13 protein-coding genes are annotated in these 17,608 nt (G+C 55.3%); 4 read left to right on the top strand and 9 right to left on the bottom strand.

Annotation, left to right across the window (positions count from 1 at the left end; genetic code table 11):
• Window positions 1-30 precede the first annotated feature (30 nt).
• From rraA to priA, 6 genes are all read right to left on the bottom strand, one after another.
• Entirely contained in the window at window positions 31-516 is a 486-nt protein-coding gene (rraA, locus tag AC1MDE_RS20555) for a ribonuclease E activity regulator RraA (protein ID WP_034823742.1), read from the bottom strand.
• A 153-nt stretch (window positions 517-669) separates the two neighbouring features.
• The gene (gene hslU / locus AC1MDE_RS20550) at window positions 670-2,007 is read right to left on the bottom strand and encodes an HslU--HslV peptidase ATPase subunit (RefSeq protein ID WP_038644089.1); all 1,338 of its coding nucleotides are present in this window, start codon (window positions 2,005-2,007) and stop codon (window positions 670-672) included.
• Between the two features lie 5 nt (window positions 2,008-2,012).
• A complete protein-coding gene (gene hslV / locus AC1MDE_RS20545; RefSeq protein ID WP_071845580.1) occupies window positions 2,013-2,549 on the bottom strand; it encodes an ATP-dependent protease subunit HslV in 537 nt (178 codons plus the stop codon).
• 205 nt (window positions 2,550-2,754) lie between these two features.
• Window positions 2,755-3,642 carry a cell division protein FtsN gene (gene ftsN / locus AC1MDE_RS20540; protein WP_479402955.1) on the bottom strand — a complete coding sequence of 296 codons (888 nt, stop codon included), beginning with the start codon at window positions 3,640-3,642 and terminating at the stop codon, window positions 2,755-2,757.
• 166 nt (window positions 3,643-3,808) lie between these two features.
• Complete coding sequence (cytR, locus tag AC1MDE_RS20535; RefSeq protein WP_058960110.1) at window positions 3,809-4,852, bottom strand: DNA-binding transcriptional regulator CytR; 1,044 nt, start codon at window positions 4,850-4,852, stop codon at window positions 3,809-3,811.
• A gap of 166 nt (window positions 4,853-5,018) precedes the next feature.
• Window positions 5,019-7,217 carry a primosomal protein N' gene (gene priA / locus AC1MDE_RS20530; RefSeq protein WP_480345055.1) on the bottom strand — a complete coding sequence of 733 codons (2,199 nt, stop codon included), beginning with the start codon at window positions 7,215-7,217 and terminating at the stop codon, window positions 5,019-5,021.
• 355 nt (window positions 7,218-7,572) lie between these two features.
• Here priA and rpmE point away from each other — a divergent pair, with 355 nt between their 5' ends.
• Window positions 7,573-7,788, top strand: a complete 216-nt coding sequence (gene rpmE, locus AC1MDE_RS20525; protein ID WP_021506837.1) for a 50S ribosomal protein L31 — start codon at window positions 7,573-7,575, stop codon at window positions 7,786-7,788.
• Between the two features lie 76 nt (window positions 7,789-7,864).
• Here the strand turns inward: rpmE and metJ are convergent, their stop codons facing one another.
• Complete coding sequence (gene metJ / locus AC1MDE_RS20520; RefSeq protein ID WP_034823729.1) at window positions 7,865-8,182, bottom strand: met regulon transcriptional regulator MetJ; 318 nt, start codon at window positions 8,180-8,182, stop codon at window positions 7,865-7,867.
• 277 nt (window positions 8,183-8,459) lie between these two features.
• On the opposite strand from metJ, the gene metB reads away from it, so the two are divergent.
• The 3 genes from metB (at window position 8,460) to metF (ending at window position 13,168) form a co-directional block, all read left to right on the top strand.
• Window positions 8,460-9,620: a cystathionine gamma-synthase gene (gene metB / locus AC1MDE_RS20515; RefSeq protein WP_058960108.1), complete on the top strand. Its 1,161-nt coding sequence runs from the start codon at window positions 8,460-8,462 to the stop codon at window positions 9,618-9,620.
• A gap of 2 nt (window positions 9,621-9,622) precedes the next feature.
• Window positions 9,623-12,055, top strand: a complete 2,433-nt coding sequence (locus AC1MDE_RS20510) for a bifunctional aspartate kinase/homoserine dehydrogenase II (protein ID WP_058960107.1) — start codon at window positions 9,623-9,625, stop codon at window positions 12,053-12,055.
• Window positions 12,056-12,271: 216 nt separating this feature from the next.
• Window positions 12,272-13,168, top strand: a complete 897-nt coding sequence (gene metF, locus AC1MDE_RS20505; RefSeq protein ID WP_479401355.1) for a methylenetetrahydrofolate reductase — start codon at window positions 12,272-12,274, stop codon at window positions 13,166-13,168.
• A 231-nt stretch (window positions 13,169-13,399) separates the two neighbouring features.
• Here metF and ppc read toward each other — a convergent pair whose 3' ends face one another.
• Window positions 13,400-16,051 carry a phosphoenolpyruvate carboxylase gene (gene ppc, locus AC1MDE_RS20500; RefSeq protein WP_045833619.1) on the bottom strand — a complete coding sequence of 884 codons (2,652 nt, stop codon included), beginning with the start codon at window positions 16,049-16,051 and terminating at the stop codon, window positions 13,400-13,402.
• A gap of 246 nt (window positions 16,052-16,297) precedes the next feature.
• On the bottom strand, window positions 16,298-17,446 hold the full coding sequence (argE, locus tag AC1MDE_RS20495) for an acetylornithine deacetylase (protein WP_045815696.1): 1,149 nt from the start codon (window positions 17,444-17,446) through the stop codon (window positions 16,298-16,300).
• Between the last annotated feature and the right edge of the window lie 162 nt (window positions 17,447-17,608).

Below are 17,608 nucleotides of genomic sequence, written 5' to 3'. Positions count from 1 at the left end.
GGGTGCTGCGGCACCCGTTTTTGTTGAGGCTTACTCGATATCGAGGGCGTCTTCCGACAGAATGATGCCGGTGTTATCAGCATAAAGATGGTCTCCAGAGAAGAAGGTTACGCCGCCAAAGTTAACGCGCACATCACTTTCGCCAATCCCTTCGCCCGCCGCACCGACCGGAATCGCGGCAATCGCCTGAATACCAATTTCCAGCTCTTCCAAATCGTCCACCTGACGCACTGAGCCGTAGATCACCAGGCCTTCCCACTCGTTTTGCGCTGCCAGACGCGCCAGTTGCGCATCAACCAGAGCACGACGTACCGAGCCGCCGCCATCAATCACTAACACGCGACCCCGGCCATTCTCTTCCAGCAGATCGTAAAGCAGGCCGTTGTCTTCGAAACATTTCACTGTGGTGATTTGCCCACCGAATGAGGTGCGTCCGCCAAAATTGGAAAAGAGCGGTTCAACCACGTTCACTTCTTCATGGTAGATGTCACAGAGTTCGGAAGTATCGTATTTCATGAGGGTATCGTCTGTTTGCCACAGGAGCGGTAAGTATATCGCTATCTGACGATTGTTGGCAAAATCATCACCCGCTAAAAAAAGCGCTGCATCAATATCCTGCGTAAAAAAATGCCCGGCACAGTGGCCGGGCAGCGGATAACGATGTAACCCTTACAGAATAAAGCGGCTGAGATCTTCGTCGGCCACCAGTTCGTCCAGGTGTTTGCCAACGTAATCAGCATCGATGGTGATGGATTCGCCGTTGCGATCGCTGGCGTCATAGGAAATGTCTTCCATCAGACGCTCAAGCACGGTGTGCAGACGACGCGCACCGATGTTTTCAGTCGTTTCGTTCACCTGCCATGCGGCTTCGGCGATGCGACGGATGCCGTCTTCGGTGAAATCAACGTTCACGCCTTCAGTGCCCATCAGCGCTTTGTACTGTACGGTTACAGACGCGTTTGGCTCCGTCAGAATACGTTCGAAATCATTCACGGTCAGCGCCTGCAGCTCTACACGAATCGGCAAGCGACCCTGCAGTTCTGGAATCAGATCTGACGGGCTGGCGACCTGGAACGCGCCTGAAGCGATAAACAGAATGTGATCAGTTTTCACCATGCCGTGCTTAGTGGACACGGTGCAGCCTTCCACCAGTGGCAGCAGGTCGCGCTGTACACCTTCGCGTGATACATCCGGGCCGCCCGCATTCTGGCCGCCGCGCTTACAGATCTTATCGATTTCATCAATGAACACGATACCGTGCTGCTCAACGGCTTCGATGGCGTCTTGCTTCAGTTCTTCTGGATTCACCAGTTTTGCCGCTTCTTCTTCAATCAGCAGCTTCATGGCTTCTTTGATCTTCAGCTTGCGCGCTTTCTGCTTCTGGCCGCCGAGGTTCTGGAACATCGACTGCAGTTGGCTGGTCATCTCTTCCATGCCTGGAGGCGCCATGATTTCAACACCGGCTGCGGATGCGGCCAGATCGATCTCAATCTCTTTATCATCCAGCTGGCCTTCACGCAGTTTCTTGCGGAATGACTGACGGGCCGCAGAAGGTTCGGCAGCGTGCTCAGCCTGGCCCCAGTTATTTTTCGCCGGTGGGATCAGCACATCAAGAATGCGCTCTTCCGCCATCTCTTCGGCGCGGTATTTGTTTTTCTCGATGGCCTGGCTGCGCACCATTTTGATGGCAGAGTCGGTCAGATCGCGAATAATCGAGTCGACTTCTTTACCCACGTAACCCACTTCGGTGAATTTCGTGGCTTCGACTTTGATGAAAGGCGCATTGGCGAGTTTTGCCAGACGACGCGCGATTTCGGTTTTACCGACACCGGTCGGGCCAATCATCAGAATATTTTTTGGCGTCACTTCATGGCGCAGCTCTTCGTCGAGCTGCATGCGGCGCCAGCGGTTACGCAGTGCAATCGCCACGGCCTTCTTGGCGCCGTCCTGGCCGATGATAAAGCGGTTAAGCTCGCTGACAATCTCGCGGGGAGTCATCTCAGACATGATGTTTAGTCCTTAGCCTTAGACGGTAATTCTTCGAAGTTGATGTTGTGGTTGGTGTAAATGCAGATATCGCCAGCGATGTTCAGCGCCTTCTCAACGATATCGTGCGCACCAATGTCGGTGTTCTCCAGCAGGGCTCGAGCCGCTGCCTGGGCGTAAGGCCCACCAGAACCGATAGCAATCAGATCATTTTCCGGCTGAATGACGTCACCATTACCGCTGATGATCAGTGAGGAGTTCTCATCAGCTACCGCCAGCAGCGCTTCAAGACGGCGCAGCATGCGATCGGTACGCCAGTCTTTTGCCAACTCGACCGCGGCTTTCACCAGGTGACCTTGATGCATTTCCAGCTTGCGCTCGAACAGTTCAAACAGGGTGAAGGCATCTGCGGTGCCGCCAGCAAAACCAGCGATCACTTTGTCATTGTAGAGACGACGCACTTTCTTCACGTTGCCTTTCATCACGGTATTGCCGAGCGTAGCCTGGCCATCACCGCCAATCACGACTCGGCCGTTGCGTCGTACACTTACTATTGTTGTCACGGGCAGACCCCTTGTTGCAGTGGATAAGTAACTTCGCGCACAGAGCGCGGAGTATCATGCAACCAGATATGGGGTAGGTTTGAAGGGTTTCAACCCCGAGATTTGTCTTACTTGAAATGGCCGGTACGTTGGCGAGGTGCGTTCACCCCTGTAACTTACTGATGCAAGCTCAGGGGATTCACGCACTTGCCGCGAGGCGAATGACTTAAGGTAAAGCGAGAGGAATGCAGCTTCCGTGTCCGGAGCTGTGTAAGCGTTTGACCGTGCTGTCAGCGCTGCTGCGATCTTTAAACGGCCCGATTACCACACGATTCCAGCCACCGCTGGTGGTGATACGACTCTCGAAACCTTCAAAAGCCAGACCTGCGCGCACAGACTCTGCCTGGTCAGTGCCTTTGAACGATCCACACTGCACCATCCAGCGCTGCGAAGCGGCTTTCTCTTCCGGTTTCGCTTTTGCCGTTTCCTGCGGTTTCGGCTGTTGCACTGGTTCACGCGTTATCGGCGCTGGCTGTTGTTGTTGACGCGTCGCCTGCTGTTGCTGCAACTGCTGTTGACGTTGTTGCTGCTGTAACTGTTGCTGCTGGCGCTGCATCTGTTGCTGTTGTTGAACCTGCTGCTGGCGTTGCAGAGTTTGCTGACGCTGTGCCGGAGTTTGTTCGTTCCACGGCACTTCGTTGAGCTGCGTCGGTTGCTGGCGCATATCAGCCTGCATCTGTTCCAGCAATTGGCGCTGCTCATCCGTCAGCTGTGTTTGTGATTGCACACCACCACCAGCAGACGGTTCAGTCGGCGTCGGCACGGTGATTTGGCGATTTTCCAGCTCTTTGATGTATTTCCAGCGCTCTTCCGGCTTAGGCGGAAGGCCGTTGCCGTTGGCTTTATGATTCGGAATGACCTCAGTCTCTTCTTTTTTATGATGAGAGATGAACCATAAACCACCGGCAAAGGTGACCAGCACGGCCACGGCCAGTACGATCATCAACTTTGACGTGCCGGAGCCGCCTTTGCTTTTCTTACTGCGGCCTGCAGCGGGTTTTTTGCGACGCGTCCCTGTTGAACGCCCGCGGCCTACATAATCTCTCTGTGCCACTTTCGTTCTGATACCCTTCAAAAAAATGCCAATGGGCGAAACCCTAAATTAAGACGGGTGTAAAAGTTCTGTTAATTGCCCGGCAACGAATGCGTCATGTTACTCAAGGGCTGGAACTTTGACCAGCAGAGTCTGCCTTCAGAATCCGCTGAAAATGCAGTGAAGCCTAGACCATTTTTCCCGTTTTTGTGGCGGGTGCGGTGCTTCCGCGCACGCGTAATTCCGCGTCGAGTAAACGTGAGCCGTTGTTGACGCGTTTGCCCTGCAGTTCATCCAGCAACAGCAGCATCGCCTCACGACCAATGGCAAATCGCGGCTGTGCCACGGTGGTGAGTGGGGGATCGTAATACTGCGCCAGTTCGATATCGTCAAATCCCACCACGGAAAGATCCTGCGGAATGCACATGCCCAGCTTTCGTGCCTGATTCATTGCACCTAATGCCATCAAGTCGCTGTGGCAGAAAATGGCTTTCGGCGGCTGCGGTAAGCTCATCAACTGTTTCAGCGCACTGGCACCAGCTTCGAAGGTGAAATCACCGTGCACAATCATCGTGGGATCAATGGCGATACTGCTGCGGCGCAGAGCCTGAATGTAGCCTTGTAAACGATACTGGCTGAGCGGGATATGTTCCGGCCCGGTAATGCAGGCAATCTGGCGATGACCGAGTTGCAGCAGATGATTGACAGCTTCAAATGCCGCCGTCAGGTTATCAATGTGCACGGTAGGCAGAGCCATTTCCGGGGCGAATTCGTTGCCCATCACCATCGGCGGCAGGTTACGCTGATCTTCAATTCCTGCATCGAACGGCAGTTGTGAGCCCAGCAGCACCATGCCGTCGATTTGGCGCGTCAACATCAGGTTGAGGAAGGTTTTTTCCTGCTGATCCTGATGTGCGCAGTCGCCAATCAACACCAGATAGCCTTCCTGCGCCGCGGTGACTTCGACGCCACGGATGATTTCACTAAAGAACGGATCGCAGATGTCCGGCACTATTACCAATATGGTTTGCGTTTCGCCGCGTTTGGCATTGCGCGCCAGCCCGTGTGGCGCATAGCCGACATCAATCACCGCTTGTTCTACTTTCTGCCGGGTGGCAGCCGAGACTTTTTCCGGGTTCATCAGCGCGCGAGAAACCGTGGCGGTAGAGACGCCGGCTTTCTCGGCCACATCTCTCATGGTGGCAGCAGATGAAGGTTGCTTCTGGTCCAACGTATAACTCCTGACGCGGTACAGCGCATTGATTTTCAGACATTGCCGGGCTTCAGCCGGGATGGGCACTATTGATAACCCAACGTCGGGTGAGGTTGTTACTTAATTTGCATAAAAATTGTGACTTGTGCGACTTTTTTCGATCTGGCTCGCAGATGTGATGCGGTTAACTCTCGGTGGGGTCGATATCCAGTGTCCATTTGGTTTTGCGCGCGGCGGGCAGGGTGGAGATCAGCGGCAGCGAACTGCTTAGCAGCTGTTGCAGGCGTTTACGCGAAGGATGCTGTAGCAACAGTTGCCAGCGCCAGCGCCCACTGCGCTTTGGTGCCAATGCCGGAACCGGACCCATCAGCCACATAGCCTCATCTTTCAGCGAGCTGGCTTCGAGTAAATTGCGCAGCTGTGTGAGGAATTCAGCGGCCTGCGCATTGTCCATGTCTTCCGCGCGGAACAGCGCGTGGCTGGTCCACGGCGGCAGCTGCACCGATTGGCGCTCCAGCAAGGTTTCCTCGGCAAAGGCGAAATAGCCACGATGCAGCAACGTTTGCAACAGCGGATGCTCGGGATGGTGCGTCTGCAGCAGTACTTCACCCTGTTTACCGGCGCGCCCGGCGCGCCCGGCCACTTGGGTATAGAGTTGAGCAAAGCGTTCGGCGGCGCGGAAATCGGCGGAGAATAAGGCGCCATCGACATCCAGCAGGGAAACCAGCGTCACGTCGGGGAAATGGTGCCCTTTTGCCAGCATCTGTGTGCCAACCAGAATGCGGGCACCGCCGCGATGCACATCCGCCAGATGCTGCTCCAGTGCACCTTTGCGGCTGGTGGTATCGCGATCAATGCGCGACACCGGTACGCCGGGAAAGAGTGTGCTGAGCTGCTGCTCAAGCTGCTCTGTACCGACGCCGACCGGCATCAGGTGTGTGGAACCGCAACCCGGACATTGATTGGGCAGCGGGCGCTGGCTGTCGCAGTGGTGGCAGCGCAGCTGACGATGATGCTGATGCAGCGTGTAATAGCTGTCGCAGCGTTGACACTCCGCCAGCCACCCGCAGTCGTGGCACATCAATGCAGGCGAGAATCCGCGGCGGTTGAGGAACAGCAATACCTGATTATCGGCCTGCAGGTGCTGGCGCATTTTGCCCAGCAATGCGGGCGCGAGCCCACCCTTAAGCTGCTGGCCTTTAAGGTCGATTAGCTGTTGCAGTGCCGGTTTGGCGTTGCCCGCGCGTTTGGTCAGATTGAGCTGTCGATACTTGCCGACGCGCACATTGTGCAGCGTTTCCAGCGCCGGTGTGGCAGAACCCATCACAATCGGGATATCTTCTTCGTGAGCGCGAAACACCGCCAGATCGCGCGCCTGATAGCGCCAGCCTTCCTGCTGCTTGTACGAACTGTCGTGTTCTTCATCAATAATGATTACCCCCGGACGCGCCAGCGGTGTGAACAGCGCGGAACGCGTACCGATGATAATCGCGGTTTCGCCACTGCGCGCACGCAGCCATACCGCAAGACGCTCACTGTCATTGAGTGCCGAGTGCAGCACATCGATCGGCGCATCGAAGCGTTCACGGAAGCGTGTAATAGTTTGCGGTGTCAGGCCGATTTCCGGCACCAGTACCAGCGCTTGTTTGCCGCGCGCCAGCACATTCTCTAGCACGCTGAGATAGACTTCGGTTTTGCCCGAACCGGTAATGCCTGCCAGCAACCACGCTGCATAATGATCATCTTCGCTGCGCATCGCGCCGACGGCCATCGCCTGATCGGTATTGAGACGCAGGCGATCGCCCTTCACCGCAAAGGTGGTGCGCCAGTCGTGCATCTGCGGTGCGTGTTCACGCAGATCGCACAGACCTTTGGCACGCAATGATTGCAGCGCGGCGTCAGTCAGATCCTGTTCACTGACCTGATGGCGATAGAGAGGTTGCTGGCGCAGTGCCGCTAAAGCTTGCTGCTGCTTGGGTGCACGCTTCAGGCTTTCCATGGCCACTTCGCGTCCGGCGTCGTTGACCACCCACTGCCACAACGGCGTTTCCTGCGCCGGTTTGCCCTGACGCAGCAGCACAGGTAGAGCATGGTTGAGCACCTCGCCGAGCGGCGAATGGTAATAGCTGGCGGCCCAGTTAAGGATGCGCCACAGCGCTGGAGAGAACAGGCTTTGATCGTCCAGCACGCTCTCCAGCGGTTTGAGCTGAGCCAGAGGCAGGTCGCTGGTTTCCTTTACAGCCACCACGATGCCGATCATTTTACGATTGCCAAACGGCACGCTGACGCGCGCGCCCACCACCGGCTGCGCCGCATCGGCGGGCAGAAGGTAGTCAAACAGGCGAGGCAGCGGAACGGGCAGGGCAACCTGAACAACGGGCATGTCGATCTCTATCCGGTACTGTAATAAGGAGAAGTAGTGTACACGCTGATGCAACCCTCGTCATACTTCACGCCACCGCCACCGCCACCGCCACCGCCACCGCCACCGCCACAGCGCATAGACACATTGGCTGCGCACGCTCTTTCCATCAGATGGACTGGGATGAGGACGTTCACTGCCTCCCAGTGGCTCAGAGAATAAACAGCTGATATTTGCCTGGTGCGGTCAATTTCTGTATACTATGCCGCCTTTGATGAGATCACTTGTCAAAGATACACTTAATTATTAACCGCGTGTGGTGCTGTGCAGGTTCGCCTGGCACGGAGAGCGACACGGCCTTTTATGAGGTTCTCCCATGAAACAAGGTATCCACCCGAAATACGAAGCTGTGACCATCACCTGCTCTTGCGGCAACGTGATCAACACCCGTTCAACCATGACTGGTACCCTGAACCTGGACGTGTGCGGCAAATGCCACCCGTTCTACACTGGTAAGCAGCGTGTTGTTGATTCTGGTGGTCGTGTTGATCGCTTCAACAAGCGTTTCAGCATCCCAGGCAGCAAGAAATAAGATTATTTGCCATCGAATCTTCGGATTCGGCAGCAAGAAAAAACCCAGCCTTGGCTGGGTTTTTTTGTTTCTGGACTCAGTATTCCCAGGTGTCGGGATCGATGCCCATCTCACGCATAATCTGCTTAGCTTCTTCCGGAATCTCATCGCTACGTTCTTTGCGCAAATCGACATCATTTGGCAGCGGCTGCCCGGTGAAAGCATGCAAAAAGGCTTCGCACAGCAATTCGCTATTTGTGGCATGACGCAGGTTGTTCACCTGACGGCGCGTGCGTTCATCCGTTAAAATTTTCAGCACTTTCAGCGGGATAGAAACTGTAATCTTCTTAACCTGCTCGCTCTTCTTGCCGTGTTCAGCGTAAGGGCTGATATATTCGCCGTTCCATTCAGCCATGGGTTACCTTAATCAATAAAAGTTGAATATGGGGAAATCCGTTGATTATGCCCGATTTTTCGATGCCTGACCGCTTAAACTGCCGGTTTTATGCTTACGCATCGCTTTTCACAGGAAAGCGCGCTGAACACCAGGCGATGACGCGTAATTTTAGCGGGTATTGATGATTTGCTCAATCTATACGCAAAGACATTTAGATGTCCAGATGTATTGACGTCTATGCGCTGAATGTTATCCTGTTGCCACTTCTTATTACACTTCAGGAACAGTAAGCACCATGACGCGTAAACAGGCAACCATCGCAGTACGCAGCGGTTTGAATGATGACGAGCAATATGGCTGCGTTGTCCCACCGATTCACCTCTCCAGCACCTACAACTTCCTCGACTTTAATGAACCGCGTGCACATGACTACTCACGTCGCGGTAACCCCACGCGTGATGTGGTACAACGCGCGCTGGCAGAACTGGAAGGCGGTGCGGGCGCGGTATTAACCAATACCGGGATGTCAGCGATTCATCTGGTGACCACCGTGTTCCTGAAGCCGGGCGATCTGCTGGTTGCCCCACATGACTGCTACGGCGGCAGCTATCGCCTGTTCGACAGCCTGAGCAAACGCGGTGCTTATCGCGTGAAATTTGTCGATCAGGGTGACAAAGCCGCGCTGGCAGCCGCGCTGGCCGAGAAACCCAAACTCGTGTTGGTGGAGAGCCCAAGCAATCCGCTGCTGCGCGTGGTAGATATCGCCGGCATTTGCCAGGCGGCGCGTGCAGCGGGTGCGATCAGTGTAGTGGACAACACCTTCCTGAGTCCGGCATTGCAAAATCCGCTGGCGCTGGGAGCCGATCTGGTTATCCACTCTTGCACCAAATACCTGAATGGTCACTCGGATGTGGTGGCCGGAGCGGTGATTTCTAAAGATCCGACGATGGCCACGGATCTTGCCTGGTGGGCGAATAATATTGGTGTAACCGGCGCAGCATTTGATAGCTACCTGCTGCTGCGCGGTCTGCGCACGCTGGCGCCGCGTATGGCGGCAGCGCAGCGTAATGCGCTGGCGATTGTTGATTACCTGAAGCAACAACCGCTGGTGAAAAAACTGTATCATCCGTCTCTGCCGGAAAATGCCGGACATGAGTACGCGGCGCGTCAACAACGTGGCTTTGGTGCGATGCTCAGCTTTGAACTTGACGCTGATGAAGCGCGTCTGCGCCGCTTCCTGAAAGCGCTGCAGTTGTTCACGCTGGCGGAATCCCTGGGTGGCGTGGAGAGCCTGATTTCGCACACCGCGACCATGACGCATGCCGGCATGTCTGCGGAAGCGCGCGCGGCAGCGGGTATTTCAGAAACGCTACTGCGTATTTCTGTCGGAATTGAAGATCACGAAGATTTAATCGCCGATCTGGATAATGCATTCCGGATCGCAGCCGAGGAGTAAGCATGACAAGTTCAGCAGGCGCGGGAACGCCGAACAAGCAGTTGCATAAATTTGGTGGCAGTAGCCTGGCGGATGCACGTTGTTATCAACGTGTCGCCAGCATCATGGCGGATTACAGCCAGCCGGGCGATTTAATGGTGGTCTCTGCCGCAGGCAGCACCACCAACCAGCTGATTAGCTGGCTTAAACTGAGCCAGAGCGATCGCTTATCTGCCCATCAGGTGCAACAAGCTTTACGCCGTTTTCACAGCGAACTGATCGCTGCGCTGTTGCCTGTTGAATTTGCTGAAACGCTGACCGCTGCCTTTATTCGCGATTTAGAACGTCTGGCGGCACTGCTTGACGGCGCTATCACCGATGCGGTGTATGCCGAAGTGGTGGGGCACGGTGAAATCTGGTCGGCACGCCTGATGGCGGCAGTGCTGAGCCAGCGTGATATCGAGTCTGCATGGCTGGACGCGCGTGACTTTCTGCGTGCCGAACGTGCTGCGCAGCCACAGGTCGATGAAGGCAAGTCCTGGCCATTGCTACAGGCCCTGCTGGCTCAGCATCCTCATAAGCGTTTGGTGGTAACCGGCTTTATCAGCCGCAGCGACGCCGGCGAAACGGTGTTACTGGGTCGCAATGGTTCGGACTACTCAGCCACGCAGATCGGTGCGCTGGCAGGCGTAAACCGTGTCACCATATGGAGCGATGTGGCTGGTGTCTATAGCGCCGATCCGCGTAAAGTGTCCGACGCCTGCTTGCTGCCTTTACTGCGCTTAGATGAGGCCAGCGAGCTGGCGCGTCTGGCCGCACCGGTATTGCATACACGTACGCTGCAGCCCGTGTCGAATAGCGATATCGATCTGCAGTTGCGTTGCAGCTATCAACCTGAGCAGGGCTCAACGCGCATTGAGCGCGTACTGGCTTCCGGTACCGGCGCGCGTATTGTCACCAGCCACGACGATGTGTGCCTGGTAGAGATTCACATCCCAGAAAACCACGATTTCAAAACGCAGCAGAAAGAGATCGATCTGCTGCTTAAGCGTGCGCAACTGCGTCCGCTGGCGATGGGTGTCCATCCCGATCGCCGTTTGCTGCAACTCTGCTACACCTCCGAAGTGGTGAACAGCGCATTCAATTTGTTGCAGGACGCTGCGCTGCCGGGTCATCTGCAACTGCGCGATGGCTTAGCGTTGGTGGCGTTGGTCGGCGCAGGCGTGACGCGTAACCCGCTCCATAGCCATCGTTTCTGGCAACAGATCAAAGACCAGCCGGTTGAGTTTGTCTGGCAGTCAGAAGATCACATCAGTATTGTTGCCGTACTGCGCGTAGGACCGACGCAGCACCTGATTCAGGGGCTGCACCAGTCATTGTTCCGCGCGGAAAAGCGCATCGGTCTGATGCTGTTTGGTAAAGGCAATATCGGCTCACGCTGGCTGGAGTTGTTTGCCCGCGAGCAGGAAGGCTTATCGGCGCGTACCGGCTTTGAGTATGTGCTGGCAGGCGTGGCGGATAGCAGTCGTAGTTTGCTGAGCTACGAAGGTCTGGAAGCCAGCCGTGCGCTCGCCTTTTTTGATGACGAAGCCGAAGAACGCGATGAAGAGTCGCTATTCCTGTGGATGCGCGCCCATCCGTTCGATGATTTAGTGGTGCTGGACGTCACCGCCAGCGCACCGCTGGCACAGCAATATCTTGATTTTGCCAGCCACGGTTTCCATGTCATTAGCGCGAACAAAGTCGCAGGCGCATCCAGCAGCCAGAGTTGGCGGCAGATTCGTGATGCATTCGCCAAAACCGGCCGTCACTGGCTATATAACGCCACGGTAGGCGCAGGATTACCGGTGAACCATACGGTGCGCGATCTGCGCGAAAGCGGCGACAGCATTCTGGCCATCAGTGGTATTTTCTCCGGCACGCTGTCCTGGCTGTTCCTGCAATTTGATGGCACCGTGCCGTTCAGTGAGCTGGTAGATCAGGCCTGGCAGCAAGGTCTCACCGAACCCGATCCGCGTGTAGACCTGTCGGGGCAGGATGTGATGCGCAAGCTGGTCATCCTGGCGCGTGAAGCCGGTTATGACATCGAGCCGGATCAGGTGCGTGTTGAATCGCTGGTGCCGTCGGATTGCGAAGAAGAATCGATTGACCACTTCTTCGAGAATGCCGACGAGTTGAATGACCAAATGCTGCAACGCTTTGAAGCGGCGCAGGAGATGGGCCTGGTGCTGCGCTATGTGGCACGTTTCGATGCCAACGGAAAGGCCCGTGTGGGGGTGGAAGCGGTGCGTCCGGAACACCCGCTGGCTTCACTGCTGCCGTGCGATAACGTGTTTGCTATCGAAAGCCGCTGGTATCGTGATAATCCGCTGGTGATCCGCGGGCCGGGCGCCGGCCGTGATGTGACAGCCGGTGCGTTACAATCGGATATCAATCGCCTCGCACAACTGCTGTAGTCTGCCTTGCAACGCAGACGGTGCCCGCCGTCTGCGCTTTTCACCCTCTGCGCGAACATGAAACTCTTTCAACTTGATTGAATATTTGTCACGCCTGTACATTAATTTTAAGTTGACGCTAACGCGCTAATGGTTCATTTTGTGCATCTGGACGTCTAAACGTATAGATGTTCGCAGGCCGCAAGTTAATCGATATGTGACGACGAGGTAATCTGGATGAGTTTCTTTCACGCCAATCAGCGCGAAGCGTTGAACCAAAGCCTGGCTGAGCTGAACGGGCAAATTAATGTCTCTTTTGAATTTTTCCCGCCTCGCACCAGTGAAATGGAAGAAACCCTGTGGAGCTCAATCGATCGACTAAGCATCCTGAAACCGAAATTCCTCTCTGTCACCTACGGTGCGAACTCTGGCGAACGTGACCGCACGCACAGCATCATCAAAGGCATTAAAGAGCGCACCGGTCTGGAAGCGGCCCCGCACTTGACCTGCATCGATGCCACGCGTGATGAGCTGCGTGGCATCGCCCGTGACTACTGGGAGAATGGCATTCGCCATATTGTGGCGCTACGCGGTGATTTGCCACCGGGCAGCGGCAAGCCTGAGATGTACGGCGCTGATTTGGTCGCATTACTAAAAGAAGTGGGCGATTTTGATATCTCCGTGGCGGCTTATCCAGAAGTGCATCCCGAAGCGAAAAGTGCCCAGGCGGATTTGATCAACCTGAAGCGTAAAGTCGATAACGGTGCCAATCGCGCCATCACGCAATTCTTCTTTGATGTTGAGAGTTACCTGCGCTTCCGCGATCGCTGTGTTGCGGCAGGCATTGATGTCGAAATCGTGCCGGGCATTTTGCCGGTATCGAACTTTAAGCAGTTACAGCGTTTCGCCACCATGACTAACGTGCGCGTGCCGGGCTGGATGAATGCGATGTTTGCCGGACTGGATGACGATCCAGAAACGCGCAAAATGGTCGGCGCTAACATCGCCATGGACATGGTGAAAATCCTGTCACGCGAAGGGGTGAAGGATTTCCACTTCTATACGCTGAACCGCGCAGAATTGAGTTACGCCATCTGTCACACGCTGGGTGTGCGTCCGACCTTAACGACCTGATTTTATTAAATAGAATTATGAGGGGGCCAATGTGCCCTCTTTTCATTGGCACCATGTTACCCAGCGGGAAGAGGCGGCAAATGGAGTAAAGCGTTGGGCGCCATGGATGGCGCACGCCGAGCGATCAGGGACGAGACAGCGGCTTTACGTAATTGCCGCCTCTTCCCGCGACGCGCAACACCCATTAAAAAAGGGGCACATTGGCCCCTTCGTGATTAGCGTTTTACGCCACTAGCCCGTATTACGCATACCCGCTGCCACACCCGCAATCGTCACCATCAGCGCTTGTTCAACACGCGCATCTGGCTCGTCACCACGCTCTTCCTGCGCACGTGCACGATGCAGCAGTTCAGCCTGCAACACGTTGAGCGGATCGGTGTAAACGTTACGCAGCGCGATAGACTCGGCGATCCATGGCTGGTCAGCCATCAAATGCGCATCGTTGGCGATGGTCAACACGGCTTTGATATCCGCAGCCAGCTGATCGCGCAACTGCAGACCCAGCGGCCACAGTGATTTATCTACCAGACGCTGATCGTAATACTCCGCCAGCCACAGGTCAGCTTTCGAGAACACCATCTCCAGCATGCCCAGACGGGTGGCGAAGAACGGCCATTGGCTACACATCGCTTCCAGCTGGTCCTGATGCCCTTCGTCCATCGCCTTCTGCAGCGCCGCACCGGCACCGAGCCAGGCTGGCAGCATCAAGCGGTTCTGCGTCCAGGCGAAGATCCACGGAATCGCACGCAGTGATTCCACGCCGCCGGTAGGACGACGCTTCGCCGGACGTGAACCGAGTGGCAGTTTACCCAGCTCTTGCTCTGGCGTGGCCGAACGGAAATACGGTACGAAGTCCGGGTTTTCACGCACATAGCCGCGATACATGGCGCAGGAATGGGCAGACAAACCGTTCATGATCTCTTTCCACTCGCGCTTAGGTTCTGGCGGTGGCATCAGGTTGGCTTCGAGAATCGCACCGGTATACAGCGAAAGGCTGGCGATGGTGACTTCTGGCAAACCGTATTTGAAGCGAATCATCTCGCCTTGTTCGGTCACACGTAGGCCGCCTTTCAGGCTGCCCGGCGGTTGCGACAGCAGTGCTGCGTGTGCCGGTGCGCCGCCACGGCCGATGGAACCGCCGCGTCCGTGGAACAGCGTCAGCGTGATGCCGGCTTTCTCACAGGTCTTGATCAACGCATCCTGTGCTTCGTACTGCGCCCAGCTGGCGGCCATCACGCCGGCATCTTTCGCCGAATCGGAATAACCAATCATCACCATCTGTTTGCCGTTGATGAAACCGCGGTACCAATCGATATTCAGCAACTGCGTCATGACGTCATTGGCGTTGTTCAAATCGTCGAGGGTTTCGAACAGTGGCGCTACTGGCATCGCGTAAGGAATACCGGCTTCTTTTAACAGCAAGTGCACAGCCAGCACGTCCGACGGCGTTTTCGCCATTGAAATCACGTAGGAGGCGATGGAACCTTGCGGCGCTTCAGCCACCACTTTACAGGTATCCAGCACTTCGCGCGTGTTGTCGCCCGGCTCCCATTGATGCGGCAGCAGCGGACGTTTGGAGTTCAGTTCACGGATCAGGAACGCCTGTTTGTCGGCTTCTGACCAGCTTTCGTAGTCACCCAGCCCCAGATAGCGCGTCACTTCGGCAATCGCTTCGGTGTGGCGGGTGCTCTCCTGACGGATATCAATACGCACCAGCGGCACGCCAAAGCACTTCACGCGGCGCAGCGTATCCAGCAACTGGCCATTGGCGATGATGCCCATGCCGCACTGTTGCAGAGATTGATAGATGGCGAACAGCGGTTGCCACAGTTGATCGTTCGAGACCAGTAGATCGGCAGGGCGCGGCAGGCGCTCGCCTTTCAAACGACGGCCTAAATAAGCTTGCGTGGTCATCAGCTGGCCACGGATGCGCTTCAGAATCATGCGGTACGGTTCCAGCGCTTCTGGATCGCCGCACAACTCGCGTACTTCATCGCTGCATTCGGACATCGACAGTTCAGAAATCAGCACGCCCACGTCGCGCAGGAACAGATCGGCGGCTTTCCAGCGGCTCAACTGCATCGCATGGCGTGTGATAGGTGCGGTGACGTTCGGGTTACCGTCGCGATCGCCGCCCATCCACGAGGTGAATTTAATCGGCACGAAATCGACGGGCAACTTAATACCAAAGGTCTCTTCAACCTGCTCGTTCAGCTCGCGCAGGAATGCCGGTACGCCTTGCCACAGGCTATTTTCGACCACGGCAAAGCCCCATTTGGCTTCATCAATCGGTGTTGGACGATACTTACGGATTTCATCGGTATGCCAGGCTTGTGCGACCAACTGACGCAGGCGACGCATGACTTGCGTGCGCTCGTAATCGGAGAGATCGCTGTGGTCGAGTTGCTGCAGGCAGCTATTCACTTCGCCCAGCATGTGGATCAGCGTACGTCGGGTGATCTCCGTTGGGTGAGCGGTCAGCACCAGCTCCAGCGACAGTTCTTCGATCGCCTGGCGAATCGAACTTTCGCTGATGTCGTTTTGCTGCTTCAGACGCTCAAAGGTCTTCTTCAGGATTTCCGGATTATTCGCGCCATCGCCGCTGCGGGAGATGGTCTGATACTGCTCTGCCACGTTGGTCAGGTTGAGGAACTGGCTAAACGCGCGTGCAACAGGTAGTAACTCGTCATTAGACAGGTTTTGCAGCGTGTTCAGCAGTTCCTTACGATCGGTGTCATTGCCTGCGCGGGAGGACTTAGAGAGTTTGCGGATGGTTTCCACCCGATCGAGGATGTTCTCTCCCAGTGCATCCTTTATCGTATCCCCGAGCAGTTTGCCGAGCATACTGACATTACTTCGCATTGCGGAATATTGTTCGTTCATTTGACCCTGACACCCTTATCGTCTTGAAAGTACCCTTACACCCAACGGGCATAACATCGTCTTTTATCTAGCCACGGTTCTTCCTGTTCGTCAATTGACTTAAATTGACGATAATTCGCTGCTAACTACCGGAAATTCATAGAATTAACTTGGGGGGAAGCGAGATAAGTTATTCTTATTATCAAATCCCGAACAATGACCGGGCAATTTACTGTTTTAACAGTGAATTGCCCCATCTATTGTTAATCAGTGACAGAAATGCTGAACAACCTGCGTGATAAGCGCATGAGTTGGCTTAATAAATGCGGTATCGATAAATTCATCTGGCTGGTGCGCCTGATTGATTGATCCTGGACCTAAAACCAGCGTTGGACACAATTGCTGGATAAAAGGCGCTTCGGTGCAATAGTTCACCACTTCAGTCGGCACACCCAGCAGTTTCTCTACCACTTTCACCAGCTCATGATCGGCCGGACATTCGTAGCCAGGAATCGGCGGGTGCAGTTCACCTACCGTTAAACGCCCCGGCCAGCGTTCGCTCACTGGCGCCAATGCTTCATTCAGCAAGCCATCCAAATCGCTCAGAGTTAAGCCCGGCAGCGGACGAATATCCATGTGTAATTCGCAGCAGGCGCAGATACGGTTTGCGGCATCGCCACCGTGAATGTGACCAAAGTTCATGGTCGGGTAAGGAATCGCAAATCCATCGTGGTTATAGCGATTTTTCAGGGTATTGCGCAGTTGCATCAGCTGGGTAATGGATTCATGCATCAGCTCAATCGCATTCACACCGCGTGAAGGATCGCTGGAGTGACCGGACTGACCCTGAATACGAATCACATTCGACAAATGGCCTTTGTGCGCGCGCACCGGCTTCAGTGAGGTCGGCTCACCAATGATGGCGCAATCCGGACGCAGCTGGGTGGATTCGGAAAAGTACTTTGCACCGGCCATGGTGGTCTCTTCATCGGCGGTGGCGAGGATGTACAGTGGCTTGCTGAGTTTGGTCACGTCAACGTCACGCAGCGCATCCAGAATAAAAGCAAAGAAGCCTTTCATATCCGCCGTACCTAAACCATATAGCTTGTTGTCGTGCTCGGTCAGGGTGAAGGGATCGCGCGTCCAGCGGCCATCATCATAGGGAACGGTATCGGTATGGCCTGCCAGCAGCAGGCCGCCAGCACCCAAACCGCTGCGTGCCAGCATATTGAATTTATGACGCGTACCCGGGACTGGCTGGACTTCAACACTGAAGCCTAAATCGCGGAACCAGCCCGCCAGCAAATTGATTAAAGTTTCATTGCTCTGATCCAGCGCGCTGTCAGTGGCGCTGATCGATGGTGTGGCAATCAGCTGGCGGTAGAGTTCGATAAAAGGTGGTAATTTTGTCTTCACTGTTGACGGTCCTTGGGTTAGGATGTATCAATATTCATGCATTAATAGTGAATAAAAATACAATAACGTCGTTTGCAAGTGAAGCGTAAAATCATCTGCAAACGGCATCGTGGGCAACGGGGCAAAGCCGCGACCCGGAATGAGTGACTGTAAAAAGGGTTA

The sequence above is a fragment of the Pantoea folii genome (genome assembly GCF_056678875.1).
Note: the sequence above shows the minus strand (reverse complement) of the source record. Positions and strands in the feature narration are given on the sequence as shown.

Coding starts and splice junctions, on each gene's coding strand:
- rraA (WP_034823742.1), bottom strand. CDS start 516: ATGAAATACGATACTTCCGAACTCTGTGACATCTACCATGAAGAAGTG.
- hslU (WP_038644089.1), bottom strand. CDS start 2,007: ATGTCTGAGATGACTCCCCGCGAGATTGTCAGCGAGCTTAACCGCTTT.
- priA (WP_480345055.1), bottom strand. CDS start 7,217: ATGCCCGTTGTTCAGGTTGCCCTGCCCGTTCCGCTGCCTCGCCTGTTT.
- rpmE (WP_021506837.1), top strand. CDS start 7,573: ATGAAACAAGGTATCCACCCGAAATACGAAGCTGTGACCATCACCTGC.
- metJ (WP_034823729.1), bottom strand. CDS start 8,182: ATGGCTGAATGGAACGGCGAATATATCAGCCCTTACGCTGAACACGGC.
- metB (WP_058960108.1), top strand. CDS start 8,460: ATGACGCGTAAACAGGCAACCATCGCAGTACGCAGCGGTTTGAATGAT.
- AC1MDE_RS20510 (WP_058960107.1), top strand. CDS start 9,623: ATGACAAGTTCAGCAGGCGCGGGAACGCCGAACAAGCAGTTGCATAAA.
- metF (WP_479401355.1), top strand. CDS start 12,272: ATGAGTTTCTTTCACGCCAATCAGCGCGAAGCGTTGAACCAAAGCCTG.
- ppc (WP_045833619.1), bottom strand. CDS start 16,051: ATGAACGAACAATATTCCGCAATGCGAAGTAATGTCAGTATGCTCGGC.